The sequence below is a fragment of the Flavobacterium aquidurense genome, assembly GCF_001404985.1.
Classification (GTDB): Bacteria; Bacteroidota; Bacteroidia; order Flavobacteriales; family Flavobacteriaceae; genus Flavobacterium; species Flavobacterium aquidurense_B.
This window is the reverse complement of record NZ_JRLF01000011.1, coordinates 292,445-314,823: the sequence shown is the minus strand read 5'-3', so window position 1 is coordinate 314,823 and position 22,379 is coordinate 292,445. Positions and strand designations below refer to the sequence as shown.

General features: G+C 34.9%; 20 protein-coding genes. 14 read left to right on the top strand and 6 right to left on the bottom strand.

Annotation, left to right across the window (positions count from 1 at the left end):
* Nucleotides 1-5 precede the first annotated feature (5 nt).
* The 8 genes from RC62_RS11575 (at nt 6) to RC62_RS11540 (ending at nt 7,781) form a co-directional block, all read left to right on the top strand.
* Nucleotides 6-1,367 carry an FGGY-family carbohydrate kinase gene (locus RC62_RS11575; protein WP_055095379.1) on the top strand — a complete coding sequence of 454 codons (1,362 nt, stop codon included), beginning with the start codon at nt 6-8 and terminating at the stop codon, nt 1,365-1,367.
* A 182-nt stretch (nt 1,368-1,549) separates the two neighbouring features.
* Nucleotides 1,550-2,290, top strand: coding sequence for a (Fe-S)-binding protein (locus RC62_RS11570; RefSeq protein WP_055095378.1), 741 nt, complete (start codon nt 1,550-1,552; stop codon nt 2,288-2,290).
* Nucleotides 2,291-2,397: 107 nt separating this feature from the next.
* Nucleotides 2,398-3,798, top strand: a complete 1,401-nt coding sequence (locus RC62_RS11565) for a lactate utilization protein B (protein ID WP_055095377.1) — start codon at nt 2,398-2,400, stop codon at nt 3,796-3,798.
* Nucleotides 3,791-4,378: a lactate utilization protein C gene (locus RC62_RS11560; protein WP_055095376.1), complete on the top strand. Its 588-nt coding sequence runs from the start codon at nt 3,791-3,793 to the stop codon at nt 4,376-4,378. The genes RC62_RS11565 and RC62_RS11560 overlap by 8 nt, the downstream gene beginning before the upstream one ends.
* A gap of 353 nt (nt 4,379-4,731) precedes the next feature.
* On the top strand, nt 4,732-5,631 hold the full coding sequence (locus RC62_RS11555) for a carbohydrate kinase family protein (protein ID WP_055095375.1): 900 nt from the start codon (nt 4,732-4,734) through the stop codon (nt 5,629-5,631).
* Between the two features lie 560 nt (nt 5,632-6,191).
* Entirely contained in the window at nt 6,192-6,605 is a 414-nt protein-coding gene (locus RC62_RS11550; RefSeq protein ID WP_055095374.1) for a hypothetical protein, read from the top strand.
* A 223-nt stretch (nt 6,606-6,828) separates the two neighbouring features.
* Nucleotides 6,829-7,215: a helix-turn-helix transcriptional regulator gene (locus RC62_RS11545; protein ID WP_055095373.1), complete on the top strand. Its 387-nt coding sequence runs from the start codon at nt 6,829-6,831 to the stop codon at nt 7,213-7,215.
* Nucleotides 7,216-7,421: 206 nt separating this feature from the next.
* On the top strand, nt 7,422-7,781 hold the full coding sequence (locus RC62_RS11540) for a carboxypeptidase-like regulatory domain-containing protein (RefSeq protein WP_082421282.1): 360 nt from the start codon (nt 7,422-7,424) through the stop codon (nt 7,779-7,781).
* A 61-nt stretch (nt 7,782-7,842) separates the two neighbouring features.
* Here RC62_RS11540 and RC62_RS11535 read toward each other — a convergent pair whose 3' ends face one another.
* Complete coding sequence (locus RC62_RS11535; RefSeq protein WP_055095371.1) at nt 7,843-8,175, bottom strand: YegP family protein; 333 nt, start codon at nt 8,173-8,175, stop codon at nt 7,843-7,845.
* Between the two features lie 253 nt (nt 8,176-8,428).
* Between RC62_RS11535 and RC62_RS11530 the strand changes: the two genes are divergently transcribed.
* The 3 genes from RC62_RS11530 to RC62_RS11520 all read left to right on the top strand — a co-directional run bounded on the left by RC62_RS11530 (nt 8,429) and on the right by RC62_RS11520 (nt 10,763).
* Entirely contained in the window at nt 8,429-8,911 is a 483-nt protein-coding gene (locus tag RC62_RS11530; protein WP_055095370.1) for a copper resistance protein NlpE, read from the top strand.
* A 127-nt stretch (nt 8,912-9,038) separates the two neighbouring features.
* Nucleotides 9,039-10,169, top strand: coding sequence for an XdhC family protein (locus tag RC62_RS11525; protein ID WP_055095369.1), 1,131 nt, complete (start codon nt 9,039-9,041; stop codon nt 10,167-10,169).
* A gap of 3 nt (nt 10,170-10,172) precedes the next feature.
* Nucleotides 10,173-10,763: an NTP transferase domain-containing protein gene (locus tag RC62_RS11520; protein WP_055095368.1), complete on the top strand. Its 591-nt coding sequence runs from the start codon at nt 10,173-10,175 to the stop codon at nt 10,761-10,763.
* A gap of 124 nt (nt 10,764-10,887) precedes the next feature.
* Here RC62_RS11520 and RC62_RS11515 read toward each other — a convergent pair whose 3' ends face one another.
* A complete protein-coding gene (locus RC62_RS11515) occupies nt 10,888-12,024 on the bottom strand; it encodes a cysteine desulfurase family protein (RefSeq protein ID WP_055095367.1) in 1,137 nt (378 codons plus the stop codon).
* Nucleotides 12,025-12,201: 177 nt separating this feature from the next.
* Between RC62_RS11515 and RC62_RS11510 the strand changes: the two genes are divergently transcribed.
* Genes RC62_RS11510 through RC62_RS11500 form a run of 3 tightly spaced genes read left to right on the top strand, consistent with a single transcriptional unit; the run spans nt 12,202 to nt 16,024 of the window.
* Entirely contained in the window at nt 12,202-12,840 is a 639-nt protein-coding gene (locus tag RC62_RS11510) for a (2Fe-2S)-binding protein (protein WP_055095366.1), read from the top strand.
* Nucleotides 12,837-13,817: an FAD binding domain-containing protein gene (locus RC62_RS11505; RefSeq protein ID WP_055095365.1), complete on the top strand. Its 981-nt coding sequence runs from the start codon at nt 12,837-12,839 to the stop codon at nt 13,815-13,817. Before RC62_RS11510 ends, RC62_RS11505 begins: the two co-directional genes overlap by 4 nt.
* 8 nt (nt 13,818-13,825) lie before the next feature.
* Nucleotides 13,826-16,024, top strand: a complete 2,199-nt coding sequence (locus RC62_RS11500; RefSeq protein WP_055095364.1) for a xanthine dehydrogenase family protein molybdopterin-binding subunit — start codon at nt 13,826-13,828, stop codon at nt 16,022-16,024.
* A 54-nt stretch (nt 16,025-16,078) separates the two neighbouring features.
* On the opposite strand, the gene RC62_RS11495 is transcribed toward RC62_RS11500, so the two are convergent.
* From RC62_RS11495 to RC62_RS11480, 4 genes are all read right to left on the bottom strand, one after another.
* Nucleotides 16,079-16,642 (bottom strand): DUF2911 domain-containing protein, encoded by a 564-nt coding sequence (locus RC62_RS11495; RefSeq protein WP_055095363.1) that lies wholly within the window; start codon nt 16,640-16,642, stop codon nt 16,079-16,081.
* 96 nt (nt 16,643-16,738) lie between these two features.
* Nucleotides 16,739-18,556 (bottom strand): glycoside hydrolase family 2 protein, encoded by a 1,818-nt coding sequence (locus RC62_RS11490; RefSeq protein ID WP_055095362.1) that lies wholly within the window; start codon nt 18,554-18,556, stop codon nt 16,739-16,741.
* Between the two features lie 9 nt (nt 18,557-18,565).
* Nucleotides 18,566-19,696 carry a T9SS type A sorting domain-containing protein gene (locus tag RC62_RS11485; protein WP_055095361.1) on the bottom strand — a complete coding sequence of 377 codons (1,131 nt, stop codon included), beginning with the start codon at nt 19,694-19,696 and terminating at the stop codon, nt 18,566-18,568.
* Between the two features lie 248 nt (nt 19,697-19,944).
* On the bottom strand, nt 19,945-22,365 hold the full coding sequence (locus tag RC62_RS11480) for a glycoside hydrolase family 2 protein (protein ID WP_055095426.1): 2,421 nt from the start codon (nt 22,363-22,365) through the stop codon (nt 19,945-19,947).
* Nucleotides 22,366-22,379: the final 14 nt, after the last annotated feature.

The window sequence follows — 22,379 nt, the reverse complement described above, 5'->3', positions numbered from 1 at the left end:
CATAAATGAATGTAGTTGCAATTTTTGACATTGGTAAAACAAACAAGAAGGTATTTTTATTTGATGAAAATTATAAAATTGTTTGGGAAAAATCAGTAAATCTTGATGAAACTCTCGATGAAGATGGTTTTCCCTGCGAAGATATCGAAGTGCTGAAAAACTGGATATTCGAACAATTATCAGAAATAAAAAATGGAACAGATTATGTTTTAAAAGCCATCAATTTTAGTACTTACGGTGCTAGTTTTGTCTACATTGATAAAGAAGGAAAAGTTTTAACTCCTCTGTATAATTATCTTAAAGATTATCCGGAGGATTTAAAAAACGACTTTTATAAAAAATATAAAGGAAAAGAAGTTTTTGCAGTAAAAACAGCTTCTCCCGTTTTGGGAAGCCTGAATTCAGGAATGCAGATTTACAGACTGAAAGAAGAAAAGCCGGAATTATTCAAACAGGTACAGTATTGTTTACACTTACCTCAATATTTGAGTTTTCTATTAACCCATGAAGCTTATTCTGATATTACAAGTATTGGATGCCATACCAATCTTTGGAATTTTAAAAAGATGAAGTATCATAAATGGCTCAAAAACGAAAATATTTCGGCTAAAATTCCACCGCTTCATTACGGAAAAGATACCATAAAAAAACAAGACGGATTAGCCATTGGCGTGGGTTTACACGACAGTTCATCAGCTATTATTCCGTATACGATAAATTTCACAGAGCCTTTTGTTTTGCTTTCAACAGGAACCTGGAGTATTTCCCTGAATCCTTTCAATACAAAACCATTGACTTTTGAAGAATTGCAAAACGATTGTTTGTGTTACATGCAATACACAGATAAACCCGTAAAAGCAGCGCGTCTTTTTGCAGGCAATGAACACGAAGTACAGACTAAAAGATTAGCAGATCATTTTAAGGTACCTGTAGATACTTATAAAGAGATTTATTTTGATAAAAAGATAGTCTCGAATTTACGCGCCCTAAATTTTCAGATTATTTATCCAAAGAAATATGATTTTGATATTCTCAAAGAATGTCCTTTTCAAAAAAGAGATTTGAGTAATTTTAAAAGCTACGAAATCGCCTATCACCAATTGATGCTCGATTTAGTCGAACAACAGTTTTTTTCGACTAATTTAGTAGTTCATAATAGTCCTGTAAAAAAGATTTTTGTGGATGGAGGTTTTAGCAAAAATTCAATTTTCATGAATTTATTGGCAGAAGCCTATCCTGATGTAGAAGTGTATGCAGCCTCAATGGCGCAGGCAAGTGCATTGGGTGCAGCATTGGCAATTCATCAAAACTGGAACCCTAAACCAATCCAGAATGATTTGATCGATTTGAAGTTTTACAAACACTAGAAATAGAAATTAAAAATAAAAAATCTGCTCAATCTGCGAGAGAAAAAATAGCCACAGATTAAAGGATTAAAATGATTTAGTTTCACGCAGATTTTGCAAATTTAATTAAAGATAATAATCTGCGTATATCAGCTTAAATCGTTTAAAATCTGCGTGGAAAAATTATAACAATTACCAAGAATATGAAAATCGGATTATTTATACCGTGTTATGTCGACCAGTTTTATCCAAAAGTAGGTATTGCAACCTATGAACTTTTGCAGAAATTAGGTTGCGAGGTTCATTTTCCAATGGGGCAAACCTGCTGCGGACAACCTATGGCAAATAGCGGATACCAATATTTAACCAAAGGCTGTGATGCTAATTTTATAGCCAATTTTGCCGGATTCGATTATATTGTTTGTCCGTCCGGAAGTTGTGTTTTGCATGTAAAAGAACATTTGCATGACGAAAAACAAGAAGAATTAGCAGCAGAAATGCGAAAGAAAGTATTCGAATTAACAGAATTTATTACTGATGTTCTTAAAATAGATTCTATAGAAGGAAATTTCCCTTACAGAGTAGGAATGCATGTAAGTTGTCACGGGCAACGCGGATTAAAGCTTTCGCAGATGACAGAATTAAACGCACCGTTTTTTTCGAAACCTGAGCAATTATTACACAATATAAAAGGATTAGATCTGGTTTCCCTAACCAGAAAAGATGAATGCTGTGGTTTTGGAGGAACATTTTGTGTGACCGAAGAAGCTGTTTCTGTAAAAATGGGACAAGACCGGATAAAAGATCATGAAAACCATCATGTCGATTATATCACTGGTGGGGATATGTCGTGCCTGATGCATTTAGAAGGAATTCTAAAAAGACAAAAAAGCCCGATTAAAACCATCCATATCGCCGAAATTTTAAATTCACTCGGAAATTAAATGATTTAAATTAGACTTAATTTTCTTTTTACCATTAAGAAATTAAGTTCATAAAACTGGGCTTAAATTACGTAATGTCTTAATGGTAAAACAAACAAGATAAAAAGATGTCTTCAAAAAAAACAATACAACATAGCGAAGCCGCTGCACGTTTTAACAAAGATACAGAACGTGTAAACTGGCACGATGAAACACTTTGGTTTGTTCGTGAAAAACGAGACAGATCAGCAAATCAAATTGCTGATTGGGAATTACTTCGGGAAACGGCTTCGAAAATAAAAAATAATGTACTTTCAAATATTCATGATTATTTGATTGAATTTGAAGCAAATGCCAAAAAAAACGGCATAACAGTACATTGGGCAGCAGATGCAAAAGAGCACAACGAAATTGTACATTCGATCATGGCAAAACATGATGTAAAGCAAATGGTTAAATCAAAATCAATGCTTACAGAAGAATGTCATTTAAATGATTATCTGGCTGAAAAAGGTATCGAAGTAATCGATTCTGATTTAGGAGAATACATTGTTCAGCTTCGAAAAGAACCGCCAAGTCATATTGTTTTACCGGCGATTCACCTTAAAAAAGAAGATGTCAGCGAAACCTTCCATGAACATTTAGGTACAGAAAAAGGAAATATAGATCCTCAATATCTAACAGAATCAGCTCGTTTGAGTTTAAGAAATACTTTTCTGACCAGGAAAGTAGCCTTAACCGGAGTAAACTTTGCCATTGCAGAAACCGGTGAAATTGTGGTTTGTACCAATGAAGGAAATGCAGATATGGGCGCACATTTAGCCGATGTGCATATTGCCTGCATGGGATTCGAAAAACTGATTCCGCAACGCAAACATTTAGGAGTTTTCCTGAGATTATTAGCCAGAAGCGCAACAGGACAACCCATTACAACTTTCTCAAGTCACTTTAAAAAACCGCGTGAAGGAAAAGAAATTCATATTGTCATAGTTGATAATGGCAGAAGTACACAATTAGGACGAGAAGATTTTAGAAACTCCCTAAAATGCATTCGTTGTGGCGCATGTATGAATACCTGTCCGGTTTACAGACGAAGTGGCGGACACAGTTATCACAATGCTGTTGCCGGACCAATTGGTTCTATTCTAGCGCCAAATCTGGATATGAGTAAAAATGCCGACTTACCATTTGCAAGCACGCTATGCGGTTCTTGTACTAATGTTTGTCCGGTAAAAATTGATATACACGATCAGTTGTACAAATGGCGCCAGGTTCTGGTAAAAGAAGGACATACACCAACATCCAAAACTGTTGCAATGAAAACGATGGCAACGGTTCTGGCAAACCCAACCATTTTTAATATCGCTGGAAAATCAGGTCGGTTTGTGATGAAAAATTTACCCGGATTGGTCAATAATAAAATGAACAAATGGTACGACCAACGTGAAATGCCAGCCGTTCCGCAAGAATCTTTCAGAGAATGGTACAAGAAAAATTCAAGAGAAGCAAAAGCAAAAGACAATGAGTAGTAAAGCGGATATCTTAAAAAAAATAAAGCAAAACCAACCTGCTTTGATTACAGATCTTCCTGATTTAAGTGTTTTAGGATCAGAGGAATTTGATGTACTTGAAACTTATAAAACCGTCCTTAAAAATATTGGTGGAGATCCCGTAGAAGTTGGTAATTATGCTGAAATTATTCAATACATAAAAGCAAATTATAATCTCGATAAACGCCTGATAACCACAATTCCGGAACTTTCTGAAATTGCAACTTTAGACTGGACCAACGATGATCCGCATTCGCTACAGGATGTAGAACTAAACGTTATAAAAGCTCATTTTGGCGTAGCCGAAAATAGTGCACTTTGGGTTACAGATGATCTATTAGGACAGCGTGTATCGCCATTTATTGCACAATATCTCGCTATTATAGTGTATAAAAAAGATATTATACCTACGATGCATCAGGCGTATGAAAAAATTGGAAATCAGGAATATGGTTTTGGTACATTCATCGCCGGACCATCAAAAACAGCTGATATCGAACAATCATTGGTTCTTGGAGCTCACGGAGCAAGAGGATTAATTGTTTTTTTATTGGATTAATACGCATATATTTTCGAATAGTCTCCAGCTTTAGCTGGAGAAGTAAAGTCTTATAGAAAAGGGCTTTAGCCAAAACAATGATAGTTTGGCTAAAGTCCTTTCGTTATAATTTATTTTTTCATCGAACTAAAGTTGGACCTATTCAATCTATTTACACATTTGATGAACAATGTAGCTCAATTGCAAATTTATTTTTTATCTATAAATTTTACTTAGTATAATTTATAGCGAGAACTTAAAGAAGATTCAATCTCCTCTTTTTTTGTTTGTAAATGCCAAAGAATATAGGTCCCCACAAAATAAAAGTTTAACTTTATAATATAGAATATATACAAAATATTAAAAAGTTGAGAATGAATAGTATAAAAAAACTTAAAGCAGTAGCCTACGGAGAAGTACTTTGGGATGTTTTTGATAACGAAAAAAAGATTGGCGGTGCACCTCTTAATGTAGCTTTACGTATGAAGACATTAGGGTGCGAGGTTGCCATGATTAGTTGCGTGGGAAATGATAAAGATGGCGATGCTATTATTGATCATATCAAAAGTTTAGGACTCGAAACCAATACTATTATACAATCAGAAGAATATCCAACAGGTTTAGTTAATGTTACATTAGATAATACAGGATCTGCAAGTTACAGCATCAACTACCCATCTGCGTGGGATAAAATTGTGTTGAATAAAAAAGCTGTTGATATAGTAAACAATGCCGATGTTTTAATTTACGGAAGCCTGGTTTGCAGAGACGAAGTATCCAGAAAATCTCTCGAAGAATTGCTGCAAAAAGATGTCTATAAAGTATTTGATGTCAATTTAAGAAAACCTCATTATACATACGAGATCCTCGAACAATTAATGCATTCTGCTAATTTTATAAAGTTTAATGATGAAGAACTGCTTGAAATTTCGGCTGCTTTAAAATCGCCTTTTACAAACTTAGAAGAAAACATAAATTTTATAGTGAAGCATACAAAAGCAACCGGAATTTGTGTTACCAAAGGTAAAGACGGAGCTTTGTTATTCTGGGAAGGAAAACTATATGAAAATGCAGGTTACCCCATTAAAGTCGCTGATACAGTAGGAGCAGGAGATTCTTTTTTAGCAGCCTTGACCACTTCGTTACTTACTGGAAAAGAACCCCAGGATTCCATAGATTTTGCCTGCGCAGTAGGCGCTCTGGTTGCTCAGTCATCAGGTGCAAATCCTGAAGTTTCGCTAGCTAAAATTGAAAATTTAATGAAGGTTTCATAAAATTTGTTTCTAAAAAATAATAAAAAACACTCTCAAAAGGAGTGTTTTTTTTCATACTAAATCTAAAGATCTATTCTGTTCTGCTAAAATTTCTGTTTTTTGATTATTTTTTTAATATAAGTTATCGGGAAATTTGCATTGATATTTTTGTATTTAATAAGTATGGGACTATTAAAGAAATTTTTTGAATACATTTTGGCACAAATGCAATTAATTATTTGAATATATTATTTTTTGCAATTAAGGACTGTTTTTTTCGCTGTAAATAGTCCTTGTTTTTTTTATACCGATCTAAAAAACAGGGTTACTAAACAAAAAAAACATTACTAAAATTATTGTGAAATTAAGACGAACAATAAGTAAAAATTGACAATTTAGATTTAATTATAACTTTTAGTTATATTCTATTAGAGGGTTTGTAGGAAAAAAAAACGAGATAATCCGTAATATTGCGAGTAAGAAATGTTGTTTTAAATTAATTGTTTGAGATAATTTTTTAACTGTTTTATTTTAATTCTTCAGTACAATAAATTCATGTTTTTTAAATAACCCAAATTATTATGTTCTTTACACTTACTCATGACCAAGTTCAGTTTCAGTATGGATCAAAACGATGGCAATACAGCTTTAATGAAATTGTCGAACTTGGTTTACTCAAAAAAAAGAAGTCTTATCTTCTTGAAAATGGCGCTTTTATTTCAGTAACAGCTTTTGCCTATTATTGTATGGTTTTCTCTAATTTATCTGAGTTGTATTACATAGCACCTACTTTGTTAATGTATACCATCCTTATCATTTTGAGATTTTATAATGACATCGAATTCGAATATTATGTTATTGTAAAAGACATTTATAAAAAAGAAATCAAGGTAAAAATTAATGGTACAGACCGGCCCGTAATAGGAAAACAAATCGATCATTTCTTAAACCTGAATTTTGACCGACTGCTTCAAAAAACAAAAAAGAATCTATAAAACTAAGCCATGTTATTATCAGGAATTTCCCTTTATGATTTAGTTTTGATGGCAGCGGCTATTCTATATGGTTTTATTATTACGACTAAAAAAAAATGAACAAATATTACCTCAAGAACCTACGATTGAAGTAGTATGATATTACACAATAAAAAGCTATAGCTGTAATACCAAAAGTTTAATACCGGTCAGTTTTAGCTATACAAATACCCCAAATAAAATTATGACCTCTTCAATAAAAAATAAAATTAAAAGCATTAGAGAATTAAAAAATTATACTCAGGAATATATGGCAGATCAACTAGGAGTTACACAAGCAGGTTATAGTAAAATTGAGAAAGGAAAAACGATTCTTTCTTATGTGAAATTGGTTGAAATTGCCCGAATTTTAGAAGTCAGCGTAGAAGATGTTATTAGTTTTGACAGTCAGAGATATTTCAATAATTTTAATAAAGTCAGAGGAAATAATAACGGAAGTATTCAAATTAATTCCGATAACAGCGCAACCCTAAAAGTCCTTTATGAGGATAAAATAAAGTTACTGGAAAAATTATTAAGCAAAACAGAAGAAGAGTTATGCCGCTATAAAGATAAATTTGGACAGCTTTGAGATCTGAAAAAAAGGTTATAATGTTATTATATATTTAGTTGCAAAAAGGTGTATGAAAATTTCATGCACCTTTTGTTTTTTTTAATGTAAAATCACTAAAACTGGGTATTGCATATTGTTTTAAAGTGATATAAATTGCCGGAAATAGGTCTGTAAATAAAAGACATTTTATAAACGGATAAACAATCACAATTTAAAAAAATGAAATGCAAAATAAATTGATACTAAAAATAAAACTAATTATTTTGATCCTGTTATTTTGCAGCTGTACTAACAATACTTTGTCCGGTCATGTATATGATTATGATACAGGTGAACCGCTTTCAAATGTACAGATAGACAGTAACGGAAATAAAACAGAAACAGATAATAACGGATATTTTGATATAAAAGTAAAACCAAATAACACCTGTAAATTATCTTTAAAAAAAGAAGGATATGAAGCAAAGAAAGTAAATCGAAAACCAGATTCTATAGGACTGTTTTCGCAAGGAAATCTAAAGAATCGTAAAATTTATTTGTTTAGTAAGGAAAGTGATTTCAGTAGTAAAAGAAGCAATTACTAATAAAGAAAAGGCATAAAAAAACGAGGTTTTTGACCTCGTTTAATTTTATATTTTTTAAAATTTACACTGTTTGATCGTCTATAGTCGCGTCAGGAGCATTTTTCTTAACAGATTCAATTCCGTTTTCTCTCGCAGAAGTACTCTCGTACATTTCGCTTGATCCAATGATTTGACCATTGGTAGCTTTTAGATTGAAAAATGGCTTTCCGTTGCTGGATTCCTTTCTGTCATAACGCGCATCATCCTGCGAATTCGTTCTCACAGATTCAATTCCGTTGGTACAGGCAGATTTGGTAGTATAGCCTTCACTTGCTAAAATAGTCTGGCCGTTACCTGCTTTTAAATTAAATTGGAATTCACCATTGGTTCTTTTAGTAATTACAAATTTTCCCATGTAGTTTTATTTAAGTTAAATATAATTTATTTTGCTACAGATAAAAATACAAAACTTCATCATATAAATCATACAAAACAAAGAAATAATACTGATCTTCAAAAAAATAGCAAATCTATAAAGTAAGAGTACAAGTTTAATTAATGTACCATTTTCTCTTTAATAACCATCTTTCGATTATTTCAGAAAAAAGACTAAATAAAATTATAAAATACAAGAATATTCTTATATTTATTGTTTTAAAATATATAATATGAAAAAGATAGTATTGTTGCTCGTTGTTGCTTGCCAGTTAATGTCTTGTAATTCTAAAAAGGAAGATGAAACTATTCAAAATGCCTCTGAAGCACTTGAAAATGAAAGCACAGAAAATGTTTTGGGAGAAGTAATGGTTTATGAAGGTTTATTACCCTGCGCTGATTGTGAAGGAATCGAAACTGTTTTAAAAATTTATCAGGGCGATGGCACAATCGAAGCCCACACATTTGAATTGACAAGTATATATAAAGGTAAACAACCAGAGGAAAAAGTCGTAATCGAAGGAAATTATAATCTTGAAAGAGGATTAGAAAAAGATCCTGACGGAACAATTTATGTCCTAAATTATGACAGACCTGAAGCAGATCAGATATTTTATGGATATTTATCTTCAAATCCGGATAATTTATTTTTATTAAATAAGAAAAGAGAAAAGATAAAGTCTAAACTCAATTATTTTTTAACCCTGAACGAATAGACATTAGTATCAAAGCAAGGCTGTCAAAAATCTGACAGCCTTTATATTTTTAGAGTTAATACTTTAATACTTTTAGATCATAGTAAAAAAAATAATTCTTTATTTTTGTTCAGATGGATTTATCAGTATGAAGGAAATAAGCGAAATTCTAAAAGCATATTCGGCAGCAAAAGCAGCAGGAAAAAAGACAGCATTAGCCACTGTAGTCAAAGTTGAAGGTTCTTCATACCGTCAGCCGGGAGCCCGCATGCTGGTTACAGAAGATGGTTTGCTCACCGGTGCCATTAGCGGAGGCTGTCTAGAAGGTGATGCATTACGAAAAGCGCTTCTTTCTATACACCAGCAGCAAAATAAACTGATAACCTATAATACAACTAATGAAAATGATAGTGAAGTAGGTTTGCAATTGGGATGTAACGGCATCGTACATATTCTTTTTGAATATATTAACGATAACCAGGTAAACAACCCCATAATGCTTTTGCAGCAACTACAAAAAGAGCGTGAAAGTGCGATTATATTGACTGTTTTCTCTTTAAAAAGGCAAGCCCTGCAATCCGGAACAATACTATTTTATACAAATTCAAAAACAATATACAACCACGATCTGGCACTGGAAATTCTTCCGGATATAAAAGAAGCATTGCAAAATAAAACAACATTTGTAAAAGAATTACCGGGCGATAATCGTAATGAAGCTCTCATAGAATATATAAATCCGCCCATTTCGCTTATAGTTGCCGGAGCAGGAAACGATGTACAGCCATTGGTAAAAATGACATCCTTATTAGGCTGGGAAGTAACCATTGGCGAAGGCCGCGCTACACATGCTGTTATATCCCGATTTCCGGAAGCAAAACAAGTGCTGGTAGTAAATCCTGAACAGTTTCTGGAAAATATATACATTGACGATCAGACTTATGTGGTTCTCATGACACATAATTACAAATATGATCTGGCAATGCTAAAATTGCTTCTCGAAACCAATACTCCTTATATTGGTATTTTGGGACCAAAATCCAAACTAAACAGAATGTTCGATGATTTGCTGATCGAAGGAATAAAAGTTAGCGAAGAACAATTAGAAAAAATCTACGGTCCAGTAGGATTAGATATAGGAGCCGAAACTTCAGAAGAAATTGCCCTTTCTGTAATCGCAGAAATCAAAGCCGTGATAAGCAGTAAAAAAGGGAATTCATTGAAATATAAAACCGGAAAAATTCATAATACGCTCGAATTAGTATCTTCTAAAAAATAAAATATGCCAGGTAAAACAGCAATAATTATATTGGCCGCCGGAAGTTCTTCGAGATTAGGACATCCAAAACAATTGCTAGCGTATAAAAATACCACACTTTTAAAAAATACTATAAAAGAAGCTTCTTCCGTTGACAACACTTTTGTTATCGTAGTAACCGGATCAAATCGGGAGTTGATAGAAAAGGAATTACATTTTTTTGATATAAAAATCACTTACAATCCTGAGTGGGAATCCGGAATGTCATCCTCTATAAATAAAGGCCTTACTGAGTTATTATTGCTTTATCCGGATTGCGAAACTTGTATTTTTGCCGTTTGTGACCAGCCTTATGTTACCCATATTATTTTTGAAAATCTAATTGCCGAATATCAAAAAACGAACAAAGGAATCGTAGCCTCTTCATATGCGGAAACATTGGGAACACCGATTCTTTTTGATAAAAAATATTTTAGTAATTTATTGCAATTAGAAGGGCAGGAAGGAGCAAAAAAAATAATCAACAAATTTCCTGATGATGTAGCTTCAATTCCTTTTGAAAAAGGAAATATTGATATTGATACGCCGGAAGATTATTCGAAACTTTTTTTTTAAGTTACAAAGTTACAAAGGTTCAAAGGTTCAAAGGTTCAAAGGTTTTGTGTAGAGATTTAATCTTTGTTAATTAATGCAAAAGAACCTTGCACCTGCTGCTACAGCAAAAGCTACAGAGCAAAAACTATGATTTTAATTGCTTAGCCAGAATCTTAACCCTTTCAACAGCTTGTGTAATTTCATCTGAAGTGGTGAATTTACTTAAACTGAAACGTATTGAACTCAAGGCATTTTCATCTGATAAACCCAAAGCCTTTAAAACATGCGAAGGTTCAGAAGTAACCGCAGAGCAGGATGCGCCGTTTGATACTGAAATGTTTTGCAGGGCAAGAATAAGCCTTTCAGAATTTACACCCGGAAAACAAATATTCGAAGTCGTATACATTCGGTTTGTTTTATGACCGTTTATATAAGAACCTTCGATTTGCAATAAACCTTCTTCAAGGTCATCTCTAAGTTTCGTTATCCTTTTCTGATCTGCTTGCATTTCAGGAGCGGCTATTTCGCAGGCTTTTCCAAGTCCAATAATACCAGGCACATTTAATGTTCCGCTGCGCAATTTGCGTTGTTGCCCTCCGCCATGTAATTGTGGGATCAGTTTTAATTTTGCTTTAGCAGAAATGTATAAAGCACCAACGCCTTTTGGGCCATAAAATTTATGAGCTGAAAGCGGCAAAAGATCAATTCCCAGTTTCTTGACATTGATTGCAATTTTTCCAACTGCCTGAGTTGCATCGCACAGTAACAAGGCATTTTTGGCGTGTACGATTTTAGATATTTCAGCAATATCCTGCATAACGCCGGTTTCATTATTGGCGAGCATAACAATTACCACAAGAGTATGGTCTGTAATAGATTCCTGTAAAAGTTGATGATCTAAAATGCCATCAGAAGAAACAGGGAGATAAGTAACCGTAAAACCAATACTTTCCATATAAGTACAAGTATCAAGAACAGCTTTATGTTCTGTAGCCACTGTAATAATATGCTTTTTGTCTTGATTGATAAGACCTTTGACAGCTAAATTTATAGATTCTGTAGCACCGGATGTAAAGACAATTTCTTCTTGGTTTGCGCCAATGAGGTTTGCAGTTTGCCATTGCGCATTTTCTATCGCTTCCTGAACCGTTAATCCTGCAATATGATTGCTGCCTGCATTGGCATATAAATCTGTAAAATAAGGAAGCATAACATCAAGTACACGTTGATCAAGACGGGTTGTAGCGTTATTATCGAGATAAATGTGGTCCTGTTTTGGCATTTTTTAATCTTATTAAAGTAAAAATACAATTTAAGAATTAAAATCCTGCCCTTTTTAACGATTCTAAATTTGTATTTAAAATAGAGTTTATGTGAATTTTGTAACTTTTTGTCATCCCTGATTCTTAAATTTGTTAGAAGTTATTTCCATATTTTGCTAATTTTAAAGATAGAATGCATGGCTGCCAAAAAATCAATCAAAAAAGTAGTTGAAGAGGATTCGAATAATTCGCGACGCGACTTTATTAAGAAATCCGGATTATTCACCGCTCTTGCTTTCACGCCGCCATCATTGGTCATGGCTTCTGATAAGAAATGGGACGAAAAAATAGCAGAATATCTGGAAACCGTTCCATTATCACTTGAAGTAAATGGTGTAAAACACAATCTGAATATAGAGCCCAGAACCACATTGCTGGATTTGCTCAGAGAACAATTGTTACTTACCGGAACCAAAAAAGGCTGTGACCACGGACAATGCGGTGCTTGCACGGTTCATGTAAACGGCACACGAATATTATCTTGCTTATCATTGGCATCCATGCAGCAAAATGCTCAGGTAACCACAATCGAAGGACTTTCTAAAGGTAAAAAACTGCACCCAATGCAGGAAGCTTTTATTAAAAACGACGGTTTTCAATGCGGTTATTGTACGCCCGGACAAATCATGTCAGGAATTGCCTGTATCAAAGAAGGTCATGCCAACAGCAGAGATGAAATAAGAGAATATATGAGTGGTAATATCTGCAGATGCGGTGCTTATCATAATATCGTAGATGCTATTACAGAAGTTAAGGAAGGAGGGATGCCATTATGAAAAACTTTCAAATAATAAGAGCATTATCATCAAAATCAGCAGTATCAAGTATTGCCAAAGAGAATTCGGCCATGTTTATTGCAGGCGGAACGAATCTTGTAGATCTGATGAAGAAAAACGTTGTGTCTCCGGATAAACTTATAGATATCAATGGTGTAGATCTTAAAAAAATAGAATTCCTGACCGGAAAAGTTTCCATTGGAGCTTTGGCCAAAAACAGTCAGGTTGCAGAAGATCAGTTAATAAAAGAAAGTTACCCGTTGCTGGCATTGGCACTCGCTGCCGGAGCGTCGCAACAGATCAGGCATATGGCAACTGTAGGAGGTAATATGCTGCAACGTACCCGCTGCTCTTATTTTTATAATCCGGATATGCCCTGCAACAAACGCGTCCCTAAAAGTGGCTGCGGAGCAATTGGCGGAGCTAATAGAATGCATGCTATTTTTGGAGCTTCGGATAGTTGTATTGCCGTACATCCTAGTGATATGTGCATTGCACTTGCAGCATTAGACGCAACCGTTTTTACAGAAGGCCCAAAAGGAAAAAGAGAAATCAGGTTTACTGATTTTCATCGTCTTCCGGGAAATACGCCAGAAAAAGACAACACACTTCTCGATAAGGAAATAATTACCTCAATCGAAATTCCAAATAATAATTTTACTAAAAATATACATTATCTAAAAGTTCGTGACCGCAGCAGTTATGCTTTTGCATTAATATCTGTAGCCGCAGGTTTAGATATAAAAGATAATACAATTCAGGATGCCCGACTTGCGATGGGCGGTGTGGCACATAAACCGTGGAGACTTACCGAAGCAGAAGAATTTTTGAAGGGAAAAACAGTTTCTGAAAAAACTTTCAGACAAGCTGCAGACCTGGCAATGAAAGGCGCCAGAAGTTATGGCGATAATGATTTTAAACTGACTCTTGGACCAAATGCTATCACTGAAGCATTGACTATAGCAGCATCTAAATAATTCGAATTATGAGCAAGACAAGTAATATAAACAGAGTTGACGGATTTGCTAAAGTAACGGGTTCAGCAACTTATTCAGCAGAATATAAAACACCCGGTGTGGCTTATGCCTGCCTGGTAGGAAGTACGATTGCCAAAGGAAGAATTAAATCAATTGATACCAAAAAAGCCGAATGGGCACCGGGAGTCCTGGCAGTAATTACACATTTAAACGTAGACAAACCAGCCGGATATGAACAGCCTAAAAAACGCGATAATTTAGGACAGCCTCTACAAATATTCAAAGATGATACCATACGCTATTATGATCAGCCAATTGCCTTGGTAGTAGCTGATACTTTTGAGCGCATGCAATATGCTGCAAGTTTAATCAAAGCAGAATATCTAAAAGAAGAACACACAACGCAACTTGAAAAAGTCAGGGATAATGGAAAAACGCCTGAGCGTGCAAAAGATTATAATCGCGGAATTGAAAACGGATATAAAAATGCCGAAGTGGTGCTGGAAGAAGAATATACAATACCAACGGAAGTACATAATCCGATGGAGTTAGCCAATATAATCGCAAAGTGGAACGGTAATAAACCTATTTTATATACTAAAAGCCAAGGGGTAGAAGGCACCAGAAAAAGTGTTGGAAATGTTTTTGGAATTCTTCCGGAAGATGTTGAGGTTCACTCAGAATATCTTGGAGGTGCTTTTGGAATGGGACTTCATACCTGGCCATACGAAATTGCGGCACTTATTGCATCAAAAAAAATTGCCCGTCCGGTTAAATTAGTTTTACATCGCGAACAAATGTTTACCAATGTAGGTTTTCGCCCGTATACCATTCAAAAAATGGGATTAGGGGCTACCAAAGATGGCAAACTTACCGGATTAACGCATGAGGCAATTGCACAGACTTCAAATTATGAGGATTTTACAGAAGCAACTGTAAACATGTCACGATTCATGTATGATTGTGCTAATGTTTCTACCAAATATAAAATCGTAGAAATGGATACCTGCACGCCAATCTGGATGCGTGGTCCGGGCGAGGCAACAGGTTCGTTTGCTTTAGAAAGTGCCATAGATGAACTGGCACATAAATTAAACATGGATCCTATCGAGTTTCGTAAACGCAATCATGCCGAAAAGGACCAGGAACAAAACAAGCCCTGGAGCAGCAAATATCTTTTAGAATGCTATGATGCGGGAATGGAACGTATTGGTTGGAAAGAACGAAAAAATAAACCGGCATCTGTTCGCGAAGGAGAATGGCTTGTGGGTTACGGAATGGGAACAGGAACTTTTGGGTCGTACAGAAATCCGACAACCGTAAAAGCAAAATTCTTAGCAGATGGAAGTTTACTCCTGCAATGCAGTGTAAACGATATGGGACCGGGAACGGCAACGATGATGACTGCAATTGGAGCAGAAATTACAGGATTGCCAGCTGAAAAAGTGATTATAGAAATGGGAAAAAGCGGACTCCCGAAAGGACCAACGCAAGGAGGTTCTGCAACCACTTCATCTGTGGGTTCTGCCGTTCATGACGCCTGTAATTTGTTAGTAAGCAAAACATTGGGTTTAGCCACTGAAAATGAAACTTTTAAAAACACACCTATAGCCGATTTAAGTTTTGGAAATGGTGCAATATCATCTAAAAAAGACACTAAAAAAAGCCTTAGTTTAGTTTCATTACTTAGCGCAAATAAACTGGAAGAATTAGCCGTAGAAAACGAATCGAAAGGATCAGAAGATGCTAAAAAATATTCTATTTATTCGTTTTCAGTACATTTTGTAAAAGTACTGGTGAATCCTAATTTAGGAAAGATCAGAATTGCGCATGTAGTTTCCTGCGCCGATATTGGAACAGTAATTAATCAAAAAACCTCGGCAGGGCAAATGTATGGCGGGGCAGTAGGAGGAATTGGTATGGGATTGATGGAATCATTGGAAATTGATCACAGATTTGGACGTGCAATCAACAATAATTTTGCCGATTATCATGTTCCCGTAAATGCAGATATTGAAAAACAAGAAGTGTTTTTTGTCAATAAAAAAGATCCGGTCAGTAACCCAATGGGAACAAAAGGTCTTGGAGAAACCGCTTTGGTTGGGATGGCTCCGGCAATCGCAAATGCAGTTTTTAATGCAACTGGAAAACGTGTTCGGGATTTACCCATTACGCTGGATAAAATTATAGAAGCCGTTAAGGTTTAAAAACAAAAAAGAGACATTGAAAAATGTCTCTTTTTTTATGATTAGAATGATCAATTATTTAATCGTAATAGGCAATTCAACTGTTGTTTTATCCCAACCAATAACCAGATTCGCTACAGAACCCTGAGTTGTAAAAGCAATTGACAACGCTTCGATTACTGTTGAAACCGGTTTTACAGGAACTGAAACCCTTACAATATCTTTACTTTCATCATAAGCATAACCTCCCCACAAATCAATTTCTTTATTAAGAATGATGGTCCATTTATCTTTTTCAGGAATAGCAAATAAGCTATAAGTACCAGCCGGAATATTTTTTCCGCCAATAGTTACCGGTTTGTAGAATTTAATTTCTGTGTTTTCGTTCGCACCAACTCTCCAAACCTCACCAAACTTAATTAATTCTCCAAAAATAGCACGTCCTTTTACAGAAGGTCTTGAATAAATGACTTTTACTACCGGCGAAGGATTATCAGTTTTTTTGAATTTAACTGCTTTGTTCGGGAAGTAAGAAATATCAACCGGACTTGCATCCAGCGGAGCAAATTTTACCGCATCTTGCGCATGAACTGAGAAGGCAGCAAATAAAACAACTGCCAGTAAACTAAATTTTTTCATAAGATTAATTTATTTTGATTACTACAAAGTAAGTTAATAATGAAGAAAAATCATATAATTAAGCTTTGTTTTTTGTTAATGAATTCCTAACAGTTCTTAGTTTTTGTACTCTTTTTTCTTTTTGGCATACCAATCCTGCATAATATAAAAAGCTTTCTTTTTATTACCATCATTTGAGATTAGCCCTTTTCTGTTATATCCATCCTGAATTCCCGGAAGAAGTCGTTTTGGAGATCTGAAATCTACCAGAATCCATGGGCTTAAACCGCTAAGATGAGGTATTTTTTCGATCATTTTCAGGTTCTGAATGTAGAGATATTCCTGATATTCTTCTGTCCAGCGCTCGTTTTTTTCTCCGTGAAATCCTTGTTTTGCATCTCCGCCAAATTCAGAAACGATAACGGGTTTATTGTATTTGGTTTTCCATAAAATTTTCTCGGCATCTTCCAGTTTTCCACCATACCAGCCCAAATACTGATTGAATGAAATTATATCTAAGTATTGACCAATTTCATCATTTATGGTACCAAAACCATTTCCGCTTTGCGTTAATAAAGCCGCGCTTATTAATCTTGTATTGTCTAACGATTTGGTATGATCGACCAGATTTTTTATAAAAATATTTCTGGCGTCAGATATTGGCGTTTCATTTGCCATCGACCAGATAATAATACACGCCCTGTTTTTATCTCTGGTAATAGCTGCAGTTAATTGATCTTCGGCATTTTTGTACGTACTTTGATTGGTGAATTCTACTGTCCAGTACACCGGGATTTCTTCCCAAACCATCAAACCTAATTTATCAGCCGTTCTGATTATGTTTTCATTATGCGGATAATGTGCCAGACGAACATAATTGCAACCCAGTTCTTTTGCCCAGTTCAGTAAACGCAAAGCATCTTCTTCAGAATTCGCACGTCCGCCTTTTGCATTTTCTTCGTGAATAGAAATACCACGTAAAAAGATTTGTTTTCCGTTTAAAAGGATTTTGTCTTCCTGTGTTTCAATTGTTCTGAAACCAATAGTATCTTTTAGTTTTTGTTCGTTAAAATCAATTGTAACCTCATATAACTTTGGGTTTTCAGGAGACCAATACGAGATTTTCTTAGTTGGGATTTCAAAACTCAAAATTCCGTCAGCACCAATTTTTCCTTTGTAATTAATTTTTAGTTCGGGAATAGAGATTGTAACATTATTTTGTGCCGAATTATAATTATTGATTTTTACAAAACCAGAAATCAAAGCCGCATTCCCTTTTTTAAGTTGAATATTATAATCTTCTACAAAAGATTCGTTTTCTTCAATAAGCGTAACATCGCGTGTGATTCCGCCATAATTCCACCAATCCGTATTAATAGTAGGAACATCTTCTTTGTGCCTTGTATTATCTACTTTAATGACCAAATAATTGCCTTTGGGTTTTACAATAGACGTTATTTCATAATTAAAAGGTGTAAAACCACCTTCATGAGTTCCTAGTTTTTTCCCGTTCAAATAAACATCTGCTTTATAATTTATAGCTCCCAAATAAACAAACAGCCGTTTTTTGTCTTTTAGCTCATAATCAAAAGATTTCTTGAACCAGACATTTCCTTCATAATATTTAAGCTCCGGAATCTGAGAATTCCAATCTCCCGGAATCGTAATTGTTGGAGATTTATCAAAATCATATTCTACTAATTCCTGTTTGTTCACAGCATGATAATTATTAAAAAAAGCACCATTTGAAGGCTTTTCCTGTTTATCATATTGATCAAGATGAAAACTATAAAATCCCGTTTGATACGGATCGATAATATAATTCCAAACCCCGCTTAAAGAAGTTGTATTTCGATTGGAAATATTTGAAATCAGGTTTTGCGCCTGTCCAATCCAGACAGTCATTAGTAATACTAAAGTGATTAGTTTTTTCATGGGTAAAATTTATTTTTTCATCATTTTTATGCCTTTAGACAATGTGTTTCCTTTTTTGAATTTCACAATATAAAGCCCCGGTTTTAAAGACGAAACATTGATGTTTTCAGCAATAGTATCAGTTGTAAATATTTGTTTGCCACTATTGTCATAGATTCTGAGACCATTATATTGGTTTAAAATAGTTTCTGATAATTGAAGTTTATCGGCAACAGGATTGGGAAATTGAATGATAGCTACATTTTCTTTCGAATATTCCTTTGCAGATAAAGATGATATTTCCTCAATACTAAAATCCGAAAAACGCATCGCTTCATCTCTCATATTGGCAATATCAGCAAGACTGCGGTAAATTCCCCATTTGGGTCTTATAAAAGAATTTGCGGCATAGACAACTCCGGTTGACGAAGTATAAGCCGGACGAATCGTTTGAATATTTGGATTATTATAATCCATCAAAACAGTTCCATCGCTTACTTTTTTTATTACGATCGAATATGTTCCCTGTAAACCTACTTTTATGGTTTCTGTAGCTTCGACCCAAATGCCCTCAAACAATGACATATTTGGGGTTTGATATTTTATCGTTGCCGCAGCCGCATCTTTATCATAAATTAATTCTAATCTGGTTGTTCCGTTAGATAATTTTCTTAAAGTCAAAGTAAACAAAGGATCATCATCATCGCCATCTACAGCTTTTACCTGATGAATGTGGGTAAAACTGGTCGTAGGTTTAAATCCGGCAGGCACTTTAAAACGCCATTTGTATTGAACCGTTTCGCCAATAATTCCCTTTAAATTATCAGGAGAAGGCGCATATGATTTAATTTCGACACGCTGCCTGTCCGTTTTTCCGGCAACAGGTTCATTGTCAGGAGGTATATTGCTCACGTGAGAATAAAATTCAAAAACATTTTTATTGAGTTCTGTATCAAAAGCTTCCTGAATATGACGTCCAAAATCTGGGTGAATAGCGTCCGGAGCTTCAATTGCGCCATTTGCCGTTCCTGGGGCTAATGCATTTGTAATGAGTTCATAAGTTCCAACTCCGCCGGGACCATCGGCGTTTAAGGTTACTTGTGCGTGACCGGTAAAACTTGTCAATACTAAAGCAATTTTGTAAAAGATTGTATTTTTCATAGTGGTTGATCTTTATTATAGTAATCACGAAAAGTTTTTTTGCCACAGATTATTAGGATTAAAAGGATTTTGTTTCACGCAGATTTGAAAAAGATTTAAGCAGATGCATACAGATTTTTAATTAATCTCCAAAATCAGCTCAAATTTGCGGAATCTGCCTGAAACAACAATTTTGCGTATTAGCGTCTATGCGCGATTAATTTCATCCAGCGTGAAACCAAAAAAACTTCTCATTCCTTGCGGTTATGCTAATTAACTGAAATCTTCAAATATTCTCCTTTAAAACTCTGATTCAAAGCCGTCATTTCAATAGGAACGCCTGATCCGTCAGGAACTACTTCGATCGCAGCTTTTCCATTTGCCATTTTTATCGATTCACTTCCGGTTGGAGTTCCTTGGCTTTTCATCGTTTTTCCACCTTTCAGACATTGAAAATAAACACTTTCTTCATAATCCAGACAACGTAAATTGTTATTGTCAATTGCAATTGCCGTAACCAGATAATTGCCATTTTTTAATTTTTCTGATGATAATTGTAAGGATGTTGCCGTATCATTTTTATTAAAACGGTAATTTACTTTTATAGTATCTGAAACCTTTTTTCCGTCTTTTGTTTCTCCAATAGCGATCAGAATATTTTCACCTTTTAGAAAATTCACTTCCCAAGTTAAGCCATTTGCGGGATAAAGTGAAAGGTTTCTTTGTTTTTGTCCCAATGATTTTCCCTGATGATATAAAGTTACCTTTTCGCAATTGCTAAAAACGCTCAAAGTTCGCGGGGTATTTTCAGGACCTTGTCGTTCTGTCCAGGTATGTGATTCGATGTAGGTAAAAGGCTCATCGCTCCAGTAACTTTTAAAAACATAATAGGCATCTTTTGGATTTCCGTTACGATCCACAAGTCCTTTTTGATTCATGTACGGAATATCGTCTTCAGGGCGTAACGGTGTTGCAAAATCTTTAAATGCCCACTGAATATTACCCACAAACGTGGGATCATTCTCTGATATATGCAAATGCCAGTCGAATAAATCAACAATATAATTCTCGCTCCAATCGCCAATTTGTGCAATATTTGCCACTTTGGTTTGTACAATTGCTTCTTCCCAACCTTCGGCTTTTATGATATTTTCGCCTGTAATTGGGTTTTCGCTATGACGTCCTACATGACTGTCCCCGCCATATTCTGCGTGAATAAAATGCTTGTATTCTTTTTTGTAAACATCAATTGCTTTTTGATAGCTTTTGTAACTTCCGGAATACCATCCGGACCAGATAGAAGGGGAGAAGACATCGACAATTTGTGAACCTTCATAATACTTTCTAATCGCTGTTTTTCTGGTTGGATCCATTTTATGGGCGATGTCGTTGAGTTCTGTCAGGAATACATTTGTTTTTTCGGTATTATCTCCGTCAGGAAAATCAGGCAGCCAATTCATTTCATTACCCAAAGACCAGATAATAATACTTGGATGATTGTAATTTTGATTGATAATTTCCGCCAGCATATTTTTGGTATTGGTTTGCCAAAGTTCACCGCCAATTCCGCCGCGGCACCAAGGCAATTCATCCCAAACCAATAAACCCAGTTCATCACAAGCTTTGTAAATTTCAGGATCTTGCGGATAATGCGCGAGACGAACAAAATTAGCTCCCATTTTTTTTATCGATTCCATATCAGCGCGATGTTGTGCATTGCTCATTGCAGCGCCAACTCCGGCTTGTTCTTCATGACGGTGTGTGCCACGAATAAGTAATCGTTTTCCGTTTAAATAAAAAGGACCATGATCTTTAAACTCAAACCATCTAAAACCTACTTTTTCGTTTACGCTGTCTCTGATTTGGTTTTTCTCAGATAAAAAGGCGGTAACTTGATATAAGTTAGGTTTTTGAGTATCCCATAATTCAGGATTTTTCAGGTTTTCGAAGTTAATCGTCGTTGTTTTATCCAAAACTGGAATCGTTTTACTGCCGATCTTTTTTCCTTTTGGATTTTTAAGGATTACTGTTACTGATAAATCTTTTGAATTTTCAGGATTTACAGTGGAGGCTACAATTTGTAAAGAAGCTTTTTTAGCCGAAACTTCCGGAGTTGTAATTTTTAGGTTTTCGATATGATTTTTGTATTTGGACAATAACCAGACATCGCGGGTTATGCCGCCATAAATAAAGAAATCACTTTTTTGAGAAGGGATAATTTCGATATCATAACTATTATCAACCCGAACAAAAATATCGTTATTTCCTTCTTTAATATATTTTGTAACATCAATGGTAAAGCCAATGTAACCGCCAATATGTCCTCCGGCTTCTTTACCGTTTATATATACTTTTGTGGTTACATTCGATCCTTCAAAATATAAATAGTAGCGTTGGTTTTGATCAATTTTAGCCATATTCAGCTTTTTTTGATACCAGCTTGCATCACGTCTGTAACCTGGATTTAGATCTGTTGCATCTTCAGCATTCCAGGTGTGAGGTAAGTTTAGAGAAGTCCAGTTTGTCGCTTTTTGCGCTTCACCAAGATCTGAAGTATGATTTTCTAAATACAGCCAATTTTCATTAATATTCATTTTTGTCTGAGCAAAACTGCTGCCCAGACAAATTTGAAAAAAAACAAAAAGTGCAAAAATAGAAAATGTATTATTTTGATATAATGAGTTCTTCATAGGTTTTTTTAGGT

Excerpts from the sequence above, each read along its gene's own strand:
- RC62_RS11490 (WP_055095362.1), bottom strand. The coding sequence starts at position 18,556 with ATGAAAAAACTAATCACTTTAGTATTACTAATGACTGTCTGGATTGGA.
- RC62_RS11535 (WP_055095371.1), bottom strand. The coding sequence starts at position 8,175 with ATGGGAAAATTTGTAATTACTAAAAGAACCAATGGTGAATTCCAATTT.
- RC62_RS11570 (WP_055095378.1), top strand. The coding sequence starts at position 1,550 with ATGAAAATCGGATTATTTATACCGTGTTATGTCGACCAGTTTTATCCA.
- RC62_RS11495 (WP_055095363.1), bottom strand. The coding sequence starts at position 16,642 with ATGAAAAAATTTAGTTTACTGGCAGTTGTTTTATTTGCTGCCTTCTCA.
- RC62_RS11500 (WP_055095364.1), top strand. The coding sequence starts at position 13,826 with ATGAGCAAGACAAGTAATATAAACAGAGTTGACGGATTTGCTAAAGTA.
- RC62_RS11560 (WP_055095376.1), top strand. The coding sequence starts at position 3,791 with ATGAGTAGTAAAGCGGATATCTTAAAAAAAATAAAGCAAAACCAACCT.
- RC62_RS11515 (WP_055095367.1), bottom strand. The coding sequence starts at position 12,024 with ATGCCAAAACAGGACCACATTTATCTCGATAATAACGCTACAACCCGT.
- RC62_RS11485 (WP_055095361.1), bottom strand. The coding sequence starts at position 19,696 with ATGAAAAATACAATCTTTTACAAAATTGCTTTAGTATTGACAAGTTTT.
- RC62_RS11520 (WP_055095368.1), top strand. The coding sequence starts at position 10,173 with ATGCCAGGTAAAACAGCAATAATTATATTGGCCGCCGGAAGTTCTTCG.
- RC62_RS11505 (WP_055095365.1), top strand. The coding sequence starts at position 12,837 with ATGAAAAACTTTCAAATAATAAGAGCATTATCATCAAAATCAGCAGTA.
- RC62_RS11555 (WP_055095375.1), top strand. The coding sequence starts at position 4,732 with ATGAATAGTATAAAAAAACTTAAAGCAGTAGCCTACGGAGAAGTACTT.
- RC62_RS11480 (WP_055095426.1), bottom strand. The coding sequence starts at position 22,365 with ATGAAGAACTCATTATATCAAAATAATACATTTTCTATTTTTGCACTT.
- RC62_RS11550 (WP_055095374.1), top strand. The coding sequence starts at position 6,192 with ATGTTCTTTACACTTACTCATGACCAAGTTCAGTTTCAGTATGGATCA.
- RC62_RS11540 (WP_082421282.1), top strand. The coding sequence starts at position 7,422 with ATGCAAAATAAATTGATACTAAAAATAAAACTAATTATTTTGATCCTG.
- RC62_RS11575 (WP_055095379.1), top strand. The coding sequence starts at position 6 with ATGAATGTAGTTGCAATTTTTGACATTGGTAAAACAAACAAGAAGGTA.
- RC62_RS11530 (WP_055095370.1), top strand. The coding sequence starts at position 8,429 with ATGAAAAAGATAGTATTGTTGCTCGTTGTTGCTTGCCAGTTAATGTCT.
- RC62_RS11525 (WP_055095369.1), top strand. The coding sequence starts at position 9,039 with ATGAAGGAAATAAGCGAAATTCTAAAAGCATATTCGGCAGCAAAAGCA.
- RC62_RS11545 (WP_055095373.1), top strand. The coding sequence starts at position 6,829 with ATGACCTCTTCAATAAAAAATAAAATTAAAAGCATTAGAGAATTAAAA.
- RC62_RS11565 (WP_055095377.1), top strand. The coding sequence starts at position 2,398 with ATGTCTTCAAAAAAAACAATACAACATAGCGAAGCCGCTGCACGTTTT.
- RC62_RS11510 (WP_055095366.1), top strand. The coding sequence starts at position 12,202 with ATGGCTGCCAAAAAATCAATCAAAAAAGTAGTTGAAGAGGATTCGAAT.